This is a genomic window from Streptomyces axinellae, from assembly GCF_039532135.1.
Lineage (GTDB): Bacteria > Actinomycetota > Actinomycetes > Streptomycetales > Streptomycetaceae > Streptomyces > Streptomyces axinellae.
This window is the reverse complement of sequence record NZ_BAAARJ010000018.1, coordinates 145435-160464: the sequence shown is the minus strand read 5'-3', so window position 1 is coordinate 160464 and position 15030 is coordinate 145435. Positions and strand designations below refer to the sequence as shown.

Sequence of the window (15030 nt, the reverse complement as noted above, 5' to 3'; positions counted from 1 at the left end):
TCGCCAACTACCAGCCCGAGGAGGGCCAATGACCGAGCACGAGCCGCGCCGCTGGACGGACCGTCTGATGGATGCGGTCACGCACAGCGGCCCCGGATACGACCTGCACCCCGCCGCCACGGGGCCCACGCGGGCGCCTGACGGCCCCGCAGCCTCTCCGGCGGACACGGAGACCTCCGAGACCGTCTCAGGTCCTCACACGGGCGCTGACGCCCTCGGCGGGTGCACCGCCGGATGCGGCACCTGGCCCTGCCCCACCACTCGCGCCCTCAACGACGGGGCCGCGTGATGCCCCGGGTCCTGGACGGCCGGCTGTCCGACGGGCAGTACGAGGCGCTGCTCCTCGCCGCCAACGGCCTGACCGCCCGGCAGATCGCCACCCGGCTCGGCACCAGCGAGCAAGGCATCCACCTCCGCCTGAACCAGGCCGCCCGATCGGTCGGCGCCCACTCCCGCACACACCTCGTCGCCCTCGCCATGGCCACCGGGCTTATCACCCCCGCCGACATCACCCCAACCCGACAGGAGGCCGCAGCATGACCATGACCGGGCCCTACTACAGCGACGACCAGATCACGCTGCACCACGGCGACAGCCTGGACATCCTCCCCACGCTCCCCGACGCCTCGGTCGATGCGATCGTCACCGACCCGCCCTACGAACTCGGCCTGATGGGCCGCACCTGGGACCGCACAGGCATCGCCTACAACGTCGACCTCTGGCGCGACTGCCTCCGCGTCCTCAAGCCCGGCGGACACCTCGCCGCATTCGGCGGCACCCGCACCTACCACCGCATGGCCGTCGCCATCGAGGACGCCGGATTCGAGATCCGCGACTCGCTGCACTGGATCTACGGCAGTGGTTTCCCCAAGTCGTTGAACCTCGACGGCGACCATGCCGGGTGGGGCACGGCTCTCAAACCGGCTCACGAACCGGTCGTCCTCGCCCGGAAGCCGCTCGCCGGAACTGTTGGGGCGAACGTCGCCAGACATGGCACCGGCGCACTCAACATTGATGCTTGCCGAACCGAGGCCGGCCAGGACTACCGCGACAAGTGCGCTTCAGTCGTCAACCTGGACTCCAACCGCAACGGTGACGCCTACGGCGAATGGACCGGCGTCCGCGAAGACTCAGCCCACTCGGCGGGCCGTTGGCCGACGAACGTCGTCCTGACGCATCCGCCGCTGCTCGACGAGCACGGCGCCCCGATCGGGGATGCGTGCGCTGACGGATGCGTGCCTGGCTGCCCCGTGGCTGATATGGACGGGCAGAGCGGTGTCACCGTCAGCCGTATCGGGAAGCCCCGCGGAGCGGCGGCTGGTGACGGCTGGGGCATGACCGCCACCGGAGCTGAGTACTCCGACCACGGCGGCGCTTCCCGGTTCTTTCCCGTGTTCCGGTACGCGCCGAAGGCCCCCTCTTCTGAGCGGCCTCGGCTGCCGGACGGCACCACCCACCCCACGGTGAAGCCCCTGGGGCTCATGCGGTGGCTGGTGCGCCTCGTCACTCCACCCGGCGGGAAGGCGCTCGACCCCTTCGCCGGGAGCGGCGCGACGTTGGAAGCCGCCGTGCTCGAAGACCTGCGGGCCATCGGCATCGAGCGGGACGAACCATACGCCGAACTGTGCCGTACACGCCTCGCCAAGCCCCGCGAGCTGGGCCTCTTCGCCGAGCCCGCATGACCAGCAAGCAGCCCGCCCCGACGCTACCGGGGCGGGCCCAGCCCCAGCCTCACACACCACGCCGAGGAGACATCTGCATGACCGACAACCCCGCCGACGAAATCCGGGCCGCCGCGTTCCAACTGCGCAATCCGCACCGTCACCCCGGACTGGAGATCGCCATCGACCCAGACCTCGCCATGCCGCTCGCCGCCTGGCTCGACGCCGAAGCCGAGCAACTCGCCGAGCACCTGCCCGCATGGGACGGCACTCGCTGGCTCGCAACCCGCACATGGTCGGACCCAGCCCCCGTCGGATACCAGCGCCCCGAGGCCGTCCGCGACCTCGTCGAACACCACTACGGGCACGCCCTCACCATCGCCCGCCACATCAACCAGGAGACGACATGACGTGGGCCCGGCAGGAGATCACCACGAGCTGCGACTCCTGCCGCGCCTACTGGAACACCCTCCAAGACCTCGGCGAGGAATGGGACGCCGCAGGCCGCCCCAACGACCCCCACGGCTGGGGCCGACAGATCGGCGCAGCCCTCGCAATGTACAGCGAACACCTCGCACAACACCTCAACAGGAGCCAGCTGTAACCCCGTCCGGCCGCCCCACCGGCCGGGCCCCGCACCCGCCGTACCACCCGCGCGACAGGAGCACCCGATGGACACCACCACCTGCACCGTCTGCCAACAGCCCCTGTGGCAGGACGAACTCGGACACCAGGCATGCGGAGCCTGCGTTCGCCGCCTCGACCAGCTGCTGCGCGAACTCGCCGGCCCTGGCGGGCTGTACGCCCAGCTCGCCACCGTCCTCCACCCCGGCACCACCGGCGGAGGGGCCCGCGTCTCCGGCAGCCGCACCGCACCCCTCCCGATACGGCTGGAGCCGCTCAGCCTTGCGAGCCGCGGGGGAGTGGTGACCATCCTCCAGACCTGGCTGGTGGACTTCCACGAGTACCTGGGCTGGCAACACCCGCGCTGGGAGGGCGGTCTGCAGGGCCAGCTCGACCAGGCCGTCAGCCGACTCCGCATCCTCCTCCCCTGGGCCGCCGAGAACCATGAGGCGTTCCGCGAACTGTTCGCCGAAGTACGGGACGTGGTAGGCGCGTGCAAGGCCCAGGTGTCCGGCGAGCCCCCGGCCCGCCGCGTCACCGTCGTCTGCACCCTGTGCGACGCCACCATGCGCATCACCCTCGACACCCCCGGACGGCGCTGCAAATGCGGCACCCAATACGGGTGGACCGAGTTGCGACAGCTCCCCCTCGCGGAAAGGGCCGTGGCATGACGCGCTTCACCGTCACCTTGACGCAGCGGCCCCTCACCCTCCTCGAACGCCTCTGGTACCGGCGGCTGCGCATGACCCCGCCCCTGTCCACTAGTGGCCCCACCACCGGGCAGTGGATACGGCACCTGCCCCAAGCCTGGACGTGGATCCACCGACGGCACGCCCAGCGCCACAGGCTGTACTGGCTGCCGTGCATCCTCTGCGGCCGCTACTCGGGCGGGCACCAGTGGGGCGACAGCATCCCCGATCCCACCCACACCGGCCCCGGGCAGCGGGCCATCGGCATCTGCCCCGCGTGCAGCCGAGCCGGCAGGGGCTGGCGCGTCCCCCACCCGCTCGAGGCCGTCCTCGACCAGCTCGCCGACGAACACGAACACGGTCACGACGACTGGCACACCGACTGCGTCCGCTGCCTCGCCCACGACACCGCCATCCGCGACGCCTTTGAACGGCACAAGGAGGACACGCCGTGAGCCGTCCCGACTACGCGAAGATCGAACGCCTCGAGCGGGAACTCGGCATCGGCGACCCCAAACCGCCCCGCCGTGCCATGCGTGAGATCCACACCGTCTGCCTCACCAAAAACTGCGGCGGCGACACCGACGAACTCCACACCTGGGGCCGCACCCTCACCGTCCGCATCCACACCTGCGAGTGAACCCGGCCCCTGCCAGCAACCCGGCGGGGGCCCCACTCGTCTCGCGACCCATGCAGCCACTCGACCGCGACGGCCATGTCCGCATCACCATCGAAGCCACCGACCCCCAGCTCGCCCAGCGCACCGCCTACACGATCGCCATACTCACCGGCGGCAGCGGACCCAGCGAACCCCAACCCACCGCGGACGGAACGTACAGCGTGTGGATCTACGCGCGGCCGGAGGAATGACACATGCCCCCGCCATCCCGGTGGGGGCCTCCCTGCATGTGCCCACACCCATGCGCCACACCCCACCCCCGCGCTAACCTCGTGTCTCGTTGTGGAATCACCAAACGTGAATTGATCAAGGCGGGAGGCGCGGCAATGACAGACCAGCCGTGGACCATCGAAAGCATCCGCGACGCCCTCCATGACCCTGACCTGGCGCAACGCTTCCTCAGCGAAATCAACAAAGCCCCAGCCCATGAACTTCTTCACGTCTTCGCCAAATGGGAACGCATCGCCAAAAACCGGCTCGTATCCCTCCAAGGCAACGGCCAGATCATCGCCCGCGAACACGCCGGCGAAGGCCCCGCTGAACGCTCCCTCGACATCACCGACCAGATCATCGAAGAAGCCGCCCGAATCCGGACACGCGGCGCCGCCTGACCTGACACCCTCTACAGGGTGTACAAGCTCCGTCACTACGACGAGACCGTCACCGCCATCTGGGACAGTCTCCCCGCCGCCGCCCGCGAGGAACTCACCCTCGCCCTCTTCGAAATCATCGAAGACCCGCACCGGCACACCCGGCCCATCAACGGCCAGGACCACGACGTAGAGCGCACGCTCACACTCCAGCACACCGCCATCACCCTGCTGATCATCGATGCGCCACCCATCCAACGCGTCTACATCCGCAGCATCGAACACCTCGACTAACCCGCAACACGAAACCCCCGACCGCAGAAGCGGCCGGGGGTTTCGTCATGTGCAGGATCAGGCGGACACCCTCGCCGCCAGCTGCCGCAGAGCCCCCGCGTGCGCCACCAGTTGATCCGCGAACGCCAGAGCCGCCCCGGCGGACAGCTCGGCCGTCTCATCCCCAGCCGCATCCAACGCGAGCACCGGACCCCCGCCATCGACGAATGGGTACTCGGTCAGCCAAGCCACCAGCACATCCTCCGTGCTCCGGCCCGCCGGAGCGGGCAGGGCGATCTGGTCCGACGCGTGGAAGACATCCGCGAGATGGAACGGATCCGCCGCCACATGATCCACCGAACACCAGTCGGGACATTCCAGGCGCAGGGGGGCACCGTTCACCAGGGCCGGACGGAGACGAACATGCTGGTCAGGGGTCTCAGGGTGACTCTTAAGACTTGCAGGCGCTACCCTCATGGGAGCAGTCCTTTCGTGAGAGTTGGGACTTCTTGATCAGCAGGGGGCAACCTGCTGGTTTCCAGCGGCCGGGTTCGTGTTGCCACACGCCCGGCCGTTGTGCTGTGCAGGCCCGAGAAGCCGCCCCGACTCGGTCATGCAGCTCACTCGCTGACCTGTCGGGTGCGCCAATATGCGGCCTTGTCTGCGTCCCGGCGGCACTGACGACAGATCCTCCGGTTGCCGTACCGGTAGGTGTTCTCCTCAGTCATCTCGTGCCCCTTTCCGCAGAACCGTCGTTCGGGCTTCGGCGGATGGGCCTTGCGGTATCTCTCCTTCTGTTGCTCCTCAGTGCATCGCTTGCACTTGCGGACACCACTTCGGAACACGTACACGTTGTCGTCGGTGAGTGCGTGCCCATGGATGCATGCCGTCTTGGGCGGCTTGCCGTAAGGGGTATGCGGGGAGCGTCGAAGGTTCTCCAGGACGGTGACCGGCTCCAGGTGATCTGGATTGACGCACCTCCTGTGCAGGCACTCGTTCCCTCCCTCACACGACTCGTCCCTGTTGTGGCACAGGTGATCTATGTGGTAGCCATCCGGGATGGGACCGACGATCAGCTCGTAGACGAACCGGTGCGCCAGGACCCTCTGACCGTTCACCGAGAACGCGCCGTACCCGAGTTGGCTCACGTACCCCGTCCAACGAACGCAGCCGTCCTCTTGCTGCGACATCCGTGCTTCCAGCCGCTCGATCACGGAAGGGCGGCGTACTTCAATGCCTGCTCGCTTCTGCGCTTTCCGCCAGCGGGCGTAGCAGTTGCGACACCGCCCTCGGCTCAGCTTGCTTACCGCAGAGGCGCAATCCGAACAGGTTCCACCAGTCAAGCGAACCTCCTTATGGCGTGCGCCTGCGGCGCCACCCTGGAGTGGCGCGGCAGGCGGGGTAACCATATCGCTATTTGTGAATGGTGGGAAGTGCGGATGCCGCGACAGATGCGAAAGCACCCCGCCTCGACGAGACGGGGTGCGGCATTGCGGCAGGTCAGAACTCGTATTGCAGCGAGTAGAGATGGCCGGCCTTCGCCATGACGGTCGCCTCGATCACGCGGTCCTCGTCGCTGAAGACGACGCGCAAAGTTCGGAGTACGGGCACCTGGCGGGGCAGGAGCAGCGACTCGTACTCCTCGTTCGTGGGTTCCTCCGCCGACACCGTGTCAACGGTCCGCCGAGGCGGATACCCGAGGTCCGCAAGGAGTGTTGGGGTGCCGCCCTTGATCTTCCGCTTCTGCATCATCGCCGTGCCCTGCGCCAGTTCCAGCGGGTAGTACGACTTCACCAGCTCGCACGGGTCGGGGTCGAAACTGAGCAACTGCATGCGCAGCAGGGCTCGCTCGCCCTCGCTGAGCCCCATCGCGTCGGCAACATCGCGCGGTGGCCGAACTTCCTCGACATCGAGCAGTTGGATGCTCGCCTGCTTCCCCTGCCGTTTGGCTTCGGTCAGCCACCGGTAGGCGTGTCCCGCCTCGGCGGGCTGGGAGTACGCGGCTGGGCGCATCGTGTCGCGACGGGATTCGAGCACTGTGACCTGTGCGCCTGGTCGGCCGTGCACGAGCCCCTCGTCCTTCAGGAGGCGGACGGCCTTCTGCACGCTGGCGCTGGCGGCGTCGAACCGCTTCTTCAGCTGCTCGGTAGACGGCAGTTTCCCTCCGGCGGGGAGGTCGCCGGCGAGGATTTCGCGGCGCAGGTCTGTTGCGATGCGCTCGTGTAGAGGGCGAGGGTCGAGGGCTTCGCCCGGGGAACGGCCCGGAATTCTTGGCACGTCACACGTCCATTTCGTAGCGGAGGCGCCGGATCTTGGCGGGGGCTGCCATGACCTCGGCTTGGAAGGGTGCTCCGTCGGCGTTGAAGCTGACGCGTTCGATCACCAGCACTGGCTCGTCGCTGGCGAGTAGAAGGGCGTCGCCCTCCACTGGGGAGGGGGTGCGGGATGTGACCTCCTCAACGACGCGATGCGCGGTGTGCCCGAGGTCAGCCAGGAGGCGGATCGCTCCGCCTCGAATCTTGCCGAGGTCGGCCAGCGCGGTATCCGCTGCGATCTCTATCGGGTAGTACGAGGTCGCGACCTCGATGGGTTCGTCATCCAGGAGTACCAAGCGCCGCCGCGCGATCACCTCGGCGTCGTCGGGCAGGCCGAAGGATCGGGCAACGAACTGCGGTGCCGCGACGGTGCCCGCGTGGATGATCCGGTTCGTGCCGCGCCGCCCCCGCGTCGCCGCCTCGGCGGTCCACGCGTCCGGCGAATTTCGGTCAGTTGGGGTGACGTATAGGGCCGAGACGCTGACCCAGTTTCCGCTGCTCACACGGGTCTCCTCGCTACTACTGGCGATCGAATCTGGCTGCTCTTCCAGATTAGCGATTAGGTGCCCCCTTCCTCCCGGAGCGAGAACCGTGCTAGCTTTCACGAAAGGCAATCAAGTTGCGAAAGCTCGACGAAGGGATTGGAGGATCACCGTGGCGCTTCCTCAGAGACTGCCGACGCTCTCCGCGAAGGAGGCAGCAACGGCGCTCGGCGTGCACGTCTCGACGCTCTATCGGTGGATCGAAGCCGGAGAGATCACCGTCGTCCGGTACGGCCGCGAGCCCGTAGAAGGCAGCCGGAAGCGCGGCAGCGAGATCCGCATCCCGGAGTACGTCATCGCCGACCGACTCCGCCGAGGACCAGTCATCGAACCCGCCCTCAACGCTGCCGCCTAAAACAAGGCGGCCCCGACCGAGCGACGCAACCGCTGGCCGGGGCCTTGATCCCCCTAGGAGGGACCAACATGAACAGTACAGTCACCAACCTCACCCCCACTTCTCCTCTGTCTGATGCGGATGCCGCGTCGGTGTCGGATCTTGCCTCTCGCCGTCGCGCCACTACGTCGGTGGCGGATGCGGATGCCGCCTACCGCGCCGACCTGATCACGGACTACATCGCGGTTCGCCGGACGGGTGTTTGGTCGGATGAGCTTCGGCTGCTGGCTGAGGCGAAGCGCTATGACGACGCCCACCCGGATGAGGCGCCGCTGTTCGATGAACTGCACGCGGTTGAACTGTTCGGCGCCCAGGTCGAGGACTGGGGGGTGGCGGCGTGAGTGGGGCGGTGGTGAAGAAGGTCGAGTCTCTGTTGCCGTTGTCGTCTCGGCTGGAGGCTGAGGTCAGCGCGACGGTGGAGTTGATCGAGTCGTCGTGGCGGTCTGACATCGTGTGGCGTGGCCTCTCGGGCGAGCAGATCACCGGGGAGCAGGTGATCGAGCATCTGGCAGCCACGTTCGCCCTGCTGGAGCGGGCCGGCTGGGTCCGCACCTGGCGTGAGGCCCAGACCGGGGGCGCTTCGAATCCGGTGGATGACCTGTCGGAGGCATCGTCGGTGCGGCAGATCCTGCGCGCGGCCGTCTGGGCGCTGAAGGACTTCGCCGGGTCGGGCCACGGTCCGATGACGTTCGGCTACGCCCTGCACCGGGTGGGTGACACGGATTCGTGGAGCGCCACCAGCAAGGTGCTGGAGATGGTGCTGAAGTCCCGCACGGGCGCGGACTACGCGAACGCGGCGTCGTGGGCTGAGCGGCGTGGCCGAACGTGGGGTGACCTGCGTGAGCTGGCTGCTGTGGCTGCCGAGGTTGCCCGCCGGAGCGGGCCCGAGGGGGTGGCGGCGTGAGCGACATCAGCACCTGGCCGGAGGGTGTGATCGCCCGCTATTTGACCGTCGCCGGGGCGACCGTCGATGTGATCGACAAGGGAGAGGACACCTATTGGCGGTACGAGCTGGTGTGCCGCAGCTGCCCTGAGACCTTCGACGACTCCAACGAGTACGAGGTGCGCGACCGGGCGCAGTCGCATGCCGAGTCGTGCCGGGCGATGCCGCGCCCCCAGGCGGGTGGTCGGTGATGTCCCACTACCTAGAAGACGCTGCTGCGCTGCTGCGGAAGTCGGCCGAGACGAACGAGAAGTGTTACTGGGGTGCCGATCGCGGGCGCCTGGCGGGTGATGACCGCCGCCTCATGGAGGGCCGTGAGCGGATCGCGCGGCAGTTCGCCGTTCTGGCGGCGATCGATAAGGGCCTGCTGCCCGCCGAGCTGACGGAGACCGTGCTCGACGCCATCCGGAAGGCGGGTGGTCGGTGATGGGCGCGCTCCAGGCAGCGAAGGCTGAGGTGAAGGCGGAGATTGCCCGCACGGACACGAAGGCGTCACTGCTGCTGGCGTTCAACGGTGTGGCGCTGGCCGGCCTGTGGTCGGTAGGTGCCCAGCCGTGGGTGCCGACGGCGGCCCGCTTCGCCGGTGGGGTGGCGGTGCTGATGCTGCTGGCGTCGGTTGTGCTGCTTCTGCTGGTGGTGCGGCCCCGGATCTCCCCGACTGCGAACCGGGTGGGATTCCCGCACTGGGCCACGTTGACCCCTGAGCAGTTGGCCGACGAGTTGGCGGTGGACTGCACGGCCGCTCACACGGTGGCCCTGTCGGGGATCGTTGTGGCGAAGATGCGTGGCCTTCAGGTCGCGGTGAATCTCACTCTCGGTACTGGCGGTCCGCTGGCTGTGGCCGCGCTGGTCGCGGGGGTGATGGCGTGATGCGTCCTGCTGCGAGGGCTGCGCTGTTCCTGGCTGGCCTGCTGCTGGTGCTGGTTCCGGGTCTGGCCCAGGCGGTCGTGTCGGCCGTGGTGTGGTCGGTGCAGTCGCCCGTCATGGTGGGTGCTGGTTTGGCCGTCACGCTGGTCCGTCTGGTGTTTGCTCCTGCTCCGGTGCGGGGGTGGTCGCGGTGATCGAGGTTGTGTCGTTCGGTTTCCTGCACGCCCGTGTGCCGCGTGCGGAGTTGGTGGTGGATCTGCGGAAGCACTTCCGCGATCCGCACGTGTCTCCCGCGCTGCGGGAGCTGACGGGCCTGGATGAGGAGGTGCGGGCCACGGTGATCCGCACTCCCGGTGTCCCGCCGCTGATCGACGCTCTGGCCGGGGTGGCCTCGGGCTACCTGGTTGGTGCCCCTGAGCTGCCGACTCGTATCGCCGTGGGTTGTGCGGGCGGCCGGCACAGGTCAGTGGTGGTGGCGATCGAGGTCGCTGCCCGGGTGCGGAAGTTGCGCGGCGTCGATGTTCGCGTGAGGCACCGCGATGTCCGACTGCCCGTCATTGAGCGGGGAGGCCGCTGATGGGCTGGTGGCCTGAGCGCACGTCACGGGGTGAGGAGATCTTGTCTCCGCCTGAGAAGCCCCTGGGTTCGACCAGTCCGGGGGAGTGCCGTGTCGGTACGGGCCCGCGGAATGAGCGGGCCCGCGATGACCTCGAAGGCACTCGTGTCCGGCGTCGCCTCGGCGTGAAGGCCAGCTGATCCGACCCTTCTGCGCCAACCGGCACCTGACCAGGCTTTTTCGGTAATCGCCGAAGAAGGTACCGGCGGGCGTGGTGGGGCCGGACAACGGGTCCGGCGCCGGAGAGGAGAGCCGATGTACACGACCATCCCGCACCGCGGTAGCGACCTCGACAAGGGCGACCGAGTCGACCTCACCGACCCCCCGAAGCACTGCGGCACCCCGATGAAGGTGGCTGACACGCCTTACGGCCACCGCCTCGACTGCTTCGGGGACGACTGCGAGATCCACACCGATCCGAGCGGGGTGCTCACCGAGCTGCCGTTCGTCACTGAGGAGGACTGATGAATAAGAAGCTGGCCGCCGCACTGGCTCGGGATGACGCCCGAGAAGAGTCCGGAATGCATCCGGACGACCGTGTGACCTGCCACCCCCACCAGTCGTGGGCGGAGAACTGTGAGGACCAGCATTCGCGACCGACCGCCGGGCGACTGCTCGCGGAGGCGCTTGAGATCGACCGAATCAGCCGTCGCTGACGGTTGCCCGATCCGCCCGGCCGTGCCGGACAGACCGGACCACCAACCAAGGAGGAGGCATCCATGTTCGGACGCAAGGGCGACAGCCCGGAGGAGCGCGAGTACCAGGCCGCGAAGAAGGCCCTCGCGAGCGACCCGGTCAACCGGGGCGAGCTGGGCTACGTCGATATCGACTCGCCCGCCGGCCAGCAGAACCTCAAGGCCCAGGACCGGGTCAGCAAGGCGAAGAAGAACCTCAACCACTGAGAGGACGTCCATGACCAGCCTGCCGACTCTCGGTGAGTGGCAGCCGATAGAGGCTCCGGTGCCGTCGGCTCCGGTCGGGCCTGAGTCGCGTCCGGAGGATGTGCGGCGGATCGCGGACCTGGAGCAGCAGGTGCGCGACCTCCAAGCCGGGTCGGCGCTGGCGAAGGAGAAGCCCGGCTTTGACGGTTGGTCTCTGCGTGTTGCTCTGGCGGCGACGATCGGCCTGACCGCGTCGGGCGAGTTCGCGCTCGCCGAGCTGGCCGGGTGGGCGCGGGAGCTGGCGTGGCTGCTGCCGGTGTCGATCGACGTGTATGTGGTGCAGGCGTTCCGCCGTCACCGCGATGTGGCTCCGGCTCTCGGGCTGATGGTGTTCGCGAACGCCGTCTATCACCTGGCTGCTGCTGGCTTGTTCGGGGTGAGCGGCGGGGGGCGTCCTGAGTGGTGGCTCATCGTCGGTGTGGCTGCGATCGCGCCGTTCGTGATGTGGCGTATCCACCGCATGAGTGCCCCTCGCTGTGAGCGTCGAGAGTCGCCGGTCGAGCGCACTCCGGAGGCCGCCGGTGAGCGTCCGTTGGTGCAGCCGAAGGCGCTCATCGAGGAGCCACGCGAGCGCGCTCACGACAGCAAGTATGAGCGCCCTGATGAGCGCTCATCAGGGGAGCCCGATGAGCGCCAGGATGAGCGCCCTGAGCGTCCCCAAAGTGAGCGCGCTCGGAAGCCTTCTTCTGAGCGTCGTGAGCGCGCTCAGAAGAAGCCGAAGAAGAGCGCCACGGCGAGCGCGTCGAAGAACCTGTCGGCCCGTCGCCGTGAGCGTGCCCGCCGCCTGTACGACGAGCTTGGGCGCCGCCCGGAGTGGACCGAGATCCGCGACGTCCTTGTCGCCGAGAAGCTCGCCGAGAAGGACGTGTCGCGGCCGACGATACAGCGCGTCCGAGACGCCATTGAGCGCGATGAGCCGGCGCTTGCCGCGCTCGGCACGGACAACGTGCGGGCGCTCACCAACGAGACCAAGACCGCCTGACAATCCCATCTGTGAGAGGAGCCCTCGTGGCTGTGAATGGAACTGCCCCGCCCCGTCCGGTGTCGCCGCCGGCGTTCGTGCCGAAGCCGACGAAAGCGGCCCAGCCGAAGCACGTGAACAAGACCCGCAACCTGACTCCGTCGCTGAATGGCGCGCTCACCATCAACATCGTGAAGGGGGGTGGTCAGGCCCAGCAGGGGCCGAAGGGTCCGCCCGGAGGGGACTTCATGTCGAACGAGGACATCCAGAAGTTCTGTGAGGACGGGCGGAAGAAGGCCCGGCAGCGTGCGGTGGAGCGGTCGCTGGACGCGGAGATGCTGGAGGGCAGGCTGCGGAACATCCCGGACGTCACCGGGTCGATGTCGGGTGCCCGTGCCCGCGCCCGTCGGGTGGTGCGGTGGCTGAACCGGATCGCGCAGGCCGAGAAGCTGATCGCGAAGTGGTACAGCGCCTTGTACTCGGCGTTTGAGCGTGAGTACGAGGCCGAGCTGATGAAGATCGGCAAGGGGCGGTCGCAGCAGAAGCCACAGGCCCGTTTCGGCTGGCGGTGACGTGCTCGACCTCTACGTGGCTGCCGGGGCCGCGCTCGTGTTCGCGGTGTGGCTCCGGTTCCAGTTCTACGTCCTGGTCGGCGACGGGCTCATGATCGCCGGGGTTCTGTTCGTCCTCTACCTGCTGGTCCAAGCCCAACTGGGCTGACACCCCTCTGATCTGCGGTGACACCTCGCTGACACCTGTTCTGACACCTGGAGAGTTCCGTGGCTGACACCCCGAAGCACGACGCATGGAAGGCTCTGAAGAGCCCCCATGCTCGGCCGTGGCTGGCCCTCGTTGGCGAGGTGCCCGCAACATTCGCCGCCCACCTTGCATGGGCCGACCAGCCCATCGCCGCCATGGGCATGACCATCGCTTCCGGTGCCCTGACCGCCGCCACCTGGTGGGCCGGGAAGGACACGAAGGAGGCCCGCCGGCTCCACGCCACCGCGACGACAGCGGCGGCCACCTGCTACCTGACCGTCGCAACGTTCACCGACCCGCTCGGTGGCACCCAGCTGTCGTGGCTGGCCATCGGCGGTGCGACGCTCGCCGCAAGCTGGAACGTTCGCAAAACACTTCGCGTCAACCCCGAAGCCAAGGGCGAACAGGTGGCGGGGGAGACGGGGCTGCTGGAGAAGTCCCTCGGCAAGGCCAAGGCCAAGCTGCGGGGCGCGCCGACAGTCGAGCCGAACAAGGTCACCGCCCCGTACAAGCTGACACCCGGCGAGATGGCCAACCCCGACCTCGGGAACCGAATCACTCAAATCGCCTCTGAGCTGGGCATCTCCCCGAACTCGATCCGCATCAAAGGCGACCCTGAGAACGCTAGCGAAGGCGAGTTCATCTTCGTCCCCAAGGACATGCTCACCGAGAAGGCGCCGTGGCCGGGCCCGTCCTCGATGGGCGGCTCCATCACCGAGCCGATCGTTGTGGGCCGCTACGAGGACGGCGATCCGGAACAGTTCTGGTTCCCCCACGACAGTAAGACCGGCCGTAACGCGACGCACTTCCTCGCCGCTGGCATGAACGGCTCCGGTAAGTCCGTCGGTATCGGTATCGGCATCCTAGAAGCCCTGACCAGGACCGACGGCATCGTGTGGGCTGTTGACCCATCAAAGGGAAAGCAGACGTTCGCGCCCTTCCTGCCCTACCTGGACTGGGCAGAGATGACCATTGCCGGAGGCGAAGCGATGATCGACGCCCTGTCTCAGGTCATCACCGCCCGCGCCGACGCACTCGGAGACGCAGGATTCAAGAACTGGTCACCGGATGCCTTCGCTCAGCTCGGCATGCCCTACATGGTCGTGTGGATCGAGGAGGCGGCCAAGTTCTTCCGCGAGGGCGCCGAACTGGAAGGTCTCGTCATGGAGGCCCGTTCCGCTGGGATCTCGGTCATCATCAGCCTCCAGCGGCCGAGCGCGAAGAGTATGCCCACTGACGTGCGGGAACAGCTCGGCGGCGCCTTCTGCTTCGGCGTCAAGAACGGCACCACCGCCGACATGGCCCTGCCCGACGACGTGCGTGATGCGGGCGCCCGGCCGGAGGCGTGGGAGAACCGGCGGCCCGGCTACAACTATCTGGTGGCGCCCGGGATCGACGAGGAGCGGTACGCGATGAAGGCCCGCACCTTCGACCCGCCCAGCGATGACGAGATCTCCGCTGTCCTCGCCGACGCGCCCCGGACCTCGGCCGACTCGGTCACCGCGACCGCCGCTGGTGAGGCGTATGCGAACCGGACCCGATACGACGCTGACACGCCTGTGACCACCGCTGACACCGAAAGGATCGTGATGGGCAAGGAGCAGCACGACACGCAGAAGGCCGCCGACGAGGAGCAGTTGCTGGAGCGGCAGATCAACCGGGACATCGACGCCCGCATCGGCGACGACGAAGGTGCCGACGACCTGACTGGCATCGACCCCGACAAAGAGATCGAGAAGCCGAAGGAGAAGTGGCAGTTCGCCCGGGCCGAACCCATCAAGGAGAAATCGCAGGACGAGGCCCTTGCCGAGCTGATGAAGATGCTCGACGAGTACCGCGAGCAGGGCCTCGAAGAGGTCGGGCCCAAGCACTTCCAGCCCTACGGCAGGGAAGGGCGCATCGGCAAGAGCAGGCCCTGGATCTCCGAGAAGCTCACCGCCCTCGCGGACGATGGCCTCCACCTGGAGGAGACCGACACGGCCGGCACGTACAAGCTGCTGTACCCCGCGCTCGCCGCTGCCTGACACCTGCCTGACCTGCGGTGACACCCGGCTGACACCTTCTGACATGTCAGCCGGGGTGTCAGACCCCCTCTGGGCCGCCGTTTCTTTAGGTCAACGCGTGTGTGCGCGCGAGCTGACACCCCTCTGACACCCCGCCCTGACACCCCCAGCCC

The 15030-nt window shown here is 67.8% G+C and carries 30 protein-coding genes; 26 read left to right on the top strand and 4 right to left on the bottom strand.

The window, feature by feature from the left end; genetic code table 11:
• The first annotated feature begins 28 nt into the window (after window positions 1-28).
• The 11 genes from ABD339_RS25390 to ABD339_RS25340 all read left to right on the top strand — a co-directional run bounded on the left by ABD339_RS25390 (window position 29) and on the right by ABD339_RS25340 (window position 4537).
• Window positions 29-289 carry a hypothetical protein gene (locus tag ABD339_RS25390; protein WP_344568957.1) on the top strand — a complete coding sequence of 87 codons (261 nt, stop codon included), beginning with the start codon at window positions 29-31 and terminating at the stop codon, window positions 287-289.
• The gene (locus tag ABD339_RS25385; RefSeq protein WP_344568955.1) at window positions 289-540 is read left to right on the top strand and encodes a LuxR C-terminal-related transcriptional regulator; all 252 of its coding nucleotides are present in this window, start codon (window positions 289-291) and stop codon (window positions 538-540) included. Before ABD339_RS25390 ends, ABD339_RS25385 begins: the two co-directional genes overlap by 1 nt.
• Window positions 537-1682 (top strand): DNA-methyltransferase, encoded by a 1146-nt coding sequence (locus ABD339_RS25380; RefSeq protein ID WP_425576087.1) that lies wholly within the window; start codon window positions 537-539, stop codon window positions 1680-1682. Before ABD339_RS25385 ends, ABD339_RS25380 begins: the two co-directional genes overlap by 4 nt.
• A 77-nt stretch (window positions 1683-1759) precedes the next feature.
• Window positions 1760-2071 (top strand): hypothetical protein, encoded by a 312-nt coding sequence (locus ABD339_RS25375; protein ID WP_344568953.1) that lies wholly within the window; start codon window positions 1760-1762, stop codon window positions 2069-2071.
• Window positions 2068-2265 (top strand): hypothetical protein, encoded by a 198-nt coding sequence (locus ABD339_RS25370; RefSeq protein ID WP_344568951.1) that lies wholly within the window; start codon window positions 2068-2070, stop codon window positions 2263-2265. The genes ABD339_RS25375 and ABD339_RS25370 overlap by 4 nt, the downstream gene beginning before the upstream one ends.
• A gap of 67 nt (window positions 2266-2332) precedes the next feature.
• Window positions 2333-2956, top strand: a complete 624-nt coding sequence (locus ABD339_RS25365) for a hypothetical protein (RefSeq protein WP_344568949.1) — start codon at window positions 2333-2335, stop codon at window positions 2954-2956.
• Entirely contained in the window at window positions 2953-3429 is a 477-nt protein-coding gene (locus ABD339_RS25360) for a hypothetical protein (RefSeq protein WP_344568947.1), read from the top strand. The genes ABD339_RS25365 and ABD339_RS25360 overlap by 4 nt, the downstream gene beginning before the upstream one ends.
• Window positions 3426-3614: a hypothetical protein gene (locus tag ABD339_RS25355; RefSeq protein ID WP_344568945.1), complete on the top strand. Its 189-nt coding sequence runs from the start codon at window positions 3426-3428 to the stop codon at window positions 3612-3614. Before ABD339_RS25360 ends, ABD339_RS25355 begins: the two co-directional genes overlap by 4 nt.
• A 50-nt stretch (window positions 3615-3664) precedes the next feature.
• Window positions 3665-3844: a hypothetical protein gene (locus ABD339_RS25350; protein ID WP_344568943.1), complete on the top strand. Its 180-nt coding sequence runs from the start codon at window positions 3665-3667 to the stop codon at window positions 3842-3844.
• A gap of 135 nt (window positions 3845-3979) precedes the next feature.
• Complete coding sequence (locus tag ABD339_RS25345) at window positions 3980-4264, top strand: hypothetical protein (protein ID WP_344568941.1); 285 nt, start codon at window positions 3980-3982, stop codon at window positions 4262-4264.
• Between the two features lie 18 nt (window positions 4265-4282).
• Window positions 4283-4537, top strand: coding sequence for a hypothetical protein (locus tag ABD339_RS25340; protein ID WP_344568939.1), 255 nt, complete (start codon window positions 4283-4285; stop codon window positions 4535-4537).
• 57 nt (window positions 4538-4594) lie between these two features.
• Here ABD339_RS25340 and ABD339_RS25335 read toward each other — a convergent pair whose 3' ends face one another.
• The 4 genes from ABD339_RS25335 to ABD339_RS25320 all read right to left on the bottom strand — a co-directional run bounded on the left by ABD339_RS25335 (window position 4595) and on the right by ABD339_RS25320 (window position 7334).
• Entirely contained in the window at window positions 4595-4993 is a 399-nt protein-coding gene (locus ABD339_RS25335; protein WP_425576086.1) for a DUF6907 domain-containing protein, read from the bottom strand.
• A 143-nt stretch (window positions 4994-5136) separates the two neighbouring features.
• Complete coding sequence (locus ABD339_RS25330; protein WP_344568935.1) at window positions 5137-5730, bottom strand: HNH endonuclease signature motif containing protein; 594 nt, start codon at window positions 5728-5730, stop codon at window positions 5137-5139.
• A 286-nt stretch (window positions 5731-6016) separates the two neighbouring features.
• Window positions 6017-6793, bottom strand: coding sequence for a GntR family transcriptional regulator (locus ABD339_RS25325; RefSeq protein WP_425576085.1), 777 nt, complete (start codon window positions 6791-6793; stop codon window positions 6017-6019).
• A gap of 1 nt (window position 6794) precedes the next feature.
• Window positions 6795-7334, bottom strand: coding sequence for a GntR family transcriptional regulator (locus ABD339_RS25320; protein WP_344568933.1), 540 nt, complete (start codon window positions 7332-7334; stop codon window positions 6795-6797).
• A gap of 151 nt (window positions 7335-7485) precedes the next feature.
• Here ABD339_RS25320 and ABD339_RS25315 point away from each other — a divergent pair, with 151 nt between their 5' ends.
• From ABD339_RS25315 to traB, 15 genes are all read left to right on the top strand, one after another.
• Entirely contained in the window at window positions 7486-7728 is a 243-nt protein-coding gene (locus tag ABD339_RS25315; RefSeq protein ID WP_344568931.1) for a helix-turn-helix domain-containing protein, read from the top strand.
• A 68-nt stretch (window positions 7729-7796) separates the two neighbouring features.
• Window positions 7797-8108, top strand: coding sequence for a hypothetical protein (locus tag ABD339_RS25310; RefSeq protein ID WP_344568929.1), 312 nt, complete (start codon window positions 7797-7799; stop codon window positions 8106-8108).
• 11 nt (window positions 8109-8119) lie between these two features.
• Window positions 8120-8671, top strand: a complete 552-nt coding sequence (locus tag ABD339_RS25305) for a hypothetical protein (protein ID WP_344568927.1) — start codon at window positions 8120-8122, stop codon at window positions 8669-8671.
• The gene (locus tag ABD339_RS25300; protein ID WP_344568925.1) at window positions 8668-8901 is read left to right on the top strand and encodes a hypothetical protein; all 234 of its coding nucleotides are present in this window, start codon (window positions 8668-8670) and stop codon (window positions 8899-8901) included. The genes ABD339_RS25305 and ABD339_RS25300 overlap by 4 nt, the downstream gene beginning before the upstream one ends.
• Entirely contained in the window at window positions 8901-9137 is a 237-nt protein-coding gene (locus ABD339_RS25295) for a hypothetical protein (protein WP_344568923.1), read from the top strand. Before ABD339_RS25300 ends, ABD339_RS25295 begins: the two co-directional genes overlap by 1 nt.
• Window positions 9137-9580 (top strand): Pycsar system effector family protein, encoded by a 444-nt coding sequence (locus tag ABD339_RS25290; RefSeq protein ID WP_344568921.1) that lies wholly within the window; start codon window positions 9137-9139, stop codon window positions 9578-9580. Before ABD339_RS25295 ends, ABD339_RS25290 begins: the two co-directional genes overlap by 1 nt.
• A complete protein-coding gene (locus ABD339_RS25285) occupies window positions 9577-9771 on the top strand; it encodes a hypothetical protein (protein ID WP_344568917.1) in 195 nt (64 codons plus the stop codon). Before ABD339_RS25290 ends, ABD339_RS25285 begins: the two co-directional genes overlap by 4 nt.
• Window positions 9759-10154 (top strand): RapZ C-terminal domain-containing protein, encoded by a 396-nt coding sequence (locus ABD339_RS25280; RefSeq protein WP_344568916.1) that lies wholly within the window; start codon window positions 9759-9761, stop codon window positions 10152-10154. The genes ABD339_RS25285 and ABD339_RS25280 overlap by 13 nt, the downstream gene beginning before the upstream one ends.
• A gap of 294 nt (window positions 10155-10448) precedes the next feature.
• Window positions 10449-10658 carry a hypothetical protein gene (locus ABD339_RS25275; RefSeq protein ID WP_344568914.1) on the top strand — a complete coding sequence of 70 codons (210 nt, stop codon included), beginning with the start codon at window positions 10449-10451 and terminating at the stop codon, window positions 10656-10658.
• Window positions 10658-10849 carry a hypothetical protein gene (locus tag ABD339_RS25270; protein WP_344568913.1) on the top strand — a complete coding sequence of 64 codons (192 nt, stop codon included), beginning with the start codon at window positions 10658-10660 and terminating at the stop codon, window positions 10847-10849. Before ABD339_RS25275 ends, ABD339_RS25270 begins: the two co-directional genes overlap by 1 nt.
• Window positions 10850-10912: 63 nt before the next feature.
• Entirely contained in the window at window positions 10913-11095 is a 183-nt protein-coding gene (locus tag ABD339_RS25265; protein WP_344568912.1) for a hypothetical protein, read from the top strand.
• 10 nt (window positions 11096-11105) lie between these two features.
• Window positions 11106-12116, top strand: coding sequence for a hypothetical protein (locus tag ABD339_RS25260; protein WP_344568910.1), 1011 nt, complete (start codon window positions 11106-11108; stop codon window positions 12114-12116).
• Between the two features lie 26 nt (window positions 12117-12142).
• Entirely contained in the window at window positions 12143-12667 is a 525-nt protein-coding gene (gene traA / locus ABD339_RS25255; protein WP_344568908.1) for a plasmid transfer protein TraA, read from the top strand.
• 1 nt (window position 12668) lies between these two features.
• A complete protein-coding gene (locus tag ABD339_RS25250; protein ID WP_344568906.1) occupies window positions 12669-12815 on the top strand; it encodes a hypothetical protein in 147 nt (48 codons plus the stop codon).
• Between the two features lie 59 nt (window positions 12816-12874).
• Window positions 12875-14878: a plasmid transfer protein TraB gene (traB, locus tag ABD339_RS25245; RefSeq protein WP_344568905.1), complete on the top strand. Its 2004-nt coding sequence runs from the start codon at window positions 12875-12877 to the stop codon at window positions 14876-14878.
• Window positions 14879-15030: the final 152 nt, after the last annotated feature.